Origin of the sequence: Mesorhizobium sp. M4A.F.Ca.ET.022.05.2.1 (genome assembly GCF_003998845.1) — a bacterium.
Classification (GTDB): domain Bacteria; phylum Pseudomonadota; class Alphaproteobacteria; order Rhizobiales; family Rhizobiaceae; genus Mesorhizobium.
The window spans coordinates 1-2,377 of record NZ_RZOJ01000620.1; the positions used below are offsets into that span (position 1 = coordinate 1).

Annotated in this window: 2 protein-coding genes; both read left to right on the forward strand. The window is 66.1% G+C overall.

What is annotated here, in order from left to right:
• Positions 1–724: HAMP domain-containing sensor histidine kinase (locus EN745_RS33680; protein WP_145992299.1), on the forward strand; the 724-nt coding region annotated here is incomplete at its 5' end.
• The coding region (locus EN745_RS33685; protein ID WP_189363246.1) for a bifunctional [glutamine synthetase] adenylyltransferase/[glutamine synthetase]-adenylyl-L-tyrosine phosphorylase at positions 724–2,377 on the forward strand (1,654 nt) is incomplete at its 3' end. The genes EN745_RS33680 and EN745_RS33685, both read left to right, overlap by 1 nt.

The window sequence follows — 2,377 nt, forward strand, 5'->3', positions numbered from 1 at the left end:
CCTCAATACGATGCTGGCCCGGATCGCCAAGCTGAACGAGGGCCTGAAGCAGGTTTCCGACAATATCGCGCATGATCTGAAGACGCCGCTGACCAGGCTGCGCAACCGCGCCGAGGCGACGCTGGCCGGCCGGCAGAAGACCCCCGACTACCGGCAGGCGCTGGAAAGCACGATCGCTGAGTCCGACCAGCTGATAAAGACCTTCAACGCCATCCTGATGATCTCCAGGCTGGAGGCCGGCTATTCCTCGGAGACCACCAGCCGGGTCGATCTCGCGGCAGCGGTCCGCGATGTCGTCGAGCTCTACGAGCCGGTGGCCGAAGAGGCCGGCGTCATCCTCGAGACCTCCGCGCCGCAGGCTTTTGCCGTCGACGGCAATCGCGAATTGATCGGCCAGGCGCTGTCCAACATCGTCGACAACGCGATCAAATATTCGGCCGACTCGACCGGTCAGCCCACAGTGCGCGTGGCGCTGGAGCGTGTCGGCCACGAAATCCGGCTCACCGTTTCCGACAATGGCCAGGGCATCCCCGATGATGCCGACCGCGCCAGGGTGACCGAGCGCTTCGTTAGGCTGGAGAAGAGCCGGTCGCAGCCGGGGTCGGGCCTGGGTCTCAGCCTCGCCAAGGCGATCATGACTTTCCACAAGGGCAAGCTTGATCTTCTGCCCGCCGATCCCGGATTGTCCGTTATCATGAGTTTTCCCGCACGGGAGGACCACTGATGGCGGAGAAGATGGCCAAGAAGGCAGCGGAAACCGAATTGCAGTTGCGGCCGGCGATGGCGCTTCTGCCCCTGGACAAGGGGCGTGCCAGGCGGGAGTTGTCGGAGATCGCTGCCGCGGCCGGGGAAGAAGATCTGCCGCGGCTGGTCGAATTTCTCTCTGGCAAGGGGCAGCAGCAGGACCTGCTCGCCGCCATCTCCGACCTGTCGCCATTCCTGCGCGATACGGCGCGCCGGCGGCCGGCCATTCTTGACGCGCTGTTCGACCAGACCGTCGAGGCTAGGCTCAGCGACATAGGCGATGCGATCGCCCTTTCGGCACGCGCCGAGGCGGTCACCGAAAATGGCCTGATGATGGATCTCAGGCTGTTGAAGGCCGAGGCGCATTTCCTGATCGCGCTCGCCGATCTCGCAGGCGAGGCCGAGACGTCGCTGACGGTGCGCCGCCTCAGCGACCTGGCCGATGCCTGTACCCGCGCCGCCGTCGATTTCCTGCTGCGCGACGCGCACGAGCAGGGCAAGCTCAGGCTGCCGGATCCCGAAGATCCGGCGCGCCAGTCGGGCTGGGTACTGCTCGGCATGGGCAAGCTCGGCGCGCATGAGCTGAATTTTTCCTCCGACATCGACCTCGTCGTCTTCTTTGATCCGGCCGCGCCGGCGATTGTCGATCCGCTGGACGCGACGGAACTGTTCGCGCGCCTCACCCGCCGGCTGGTGCGGATCCTGCAGGACCGCACCGAGCACGGCTATGTCTTTCGTACCGATCTGAGGCTGCGGCCAGATCCCGGCTCGACGCCGCTGGCGATACCAGTCGAGGCGGCGCTTCACTATTACGAGGGGCGTGGCCAGAACTGGGAACGCGCCGCCATGATCAAGGCGCGCCCCGTGGCCGGCGATCTTGCCGCAGGCGCCGCCTTCCTCAAGGAATTGCAGCCCTATGTCTGGCGCAAATACATGGACTATGCGGCGATCGCCGACGTCCATTCGATCAAGCGCCAGATCCATGCCCACAAGGGCCATGGCGAGATCGCGGTCAAGGGCCACAACGTCAAGCTCGGCCGTGGCGGCATCCGCGAGATCGAGTTCTTCGTTCAGACCCAGCAACTGATCGCCGGCGGCCGCTTCCCGGAACTGCGTGGCCGTGAGACGGTGCCGATGCTCGGCCAGCTTGCCGCGCGCGGCTGGATCACCGCCGACGCGCGTGATGCGCTCGCCCGGCAATACTGGTTCCTGCGCAGCGTCGAGCACGCCATCCAGATGGTCGCGGACGAGCAGACGCATGTCCTGCCCGATAGCGACGAGGGGCTGCTGCGTATCGCCCTGATGCTCGGCTTTGCCGGAGAGGCGGAGTTCGCCGAGGCCTTCCGGGCCTCGCTGCAGCAGGTCGAGCGTCACTACGCGGCGCTGTTCGAGACCGCGCCGGAGCTTTCGGCCGGCGTCGGCAACCTGGTCTTCACCGGAGACGTCGACGATCCCGACACGCTGCAGACTTTGCACCGTCTCGGCTTCCATCGGCCGAGCGACATTTGCCGCGTCATTCGCGGCTGGCATTTCGGCCGCTACCGCGTCACCCAGTCGGCCGAAGCGCGCGAGCGGCTGACGGAATTGACGCCGGCGCTGCTCAAGGCCTTCGGCCAGACGCGCCGCGCCGACG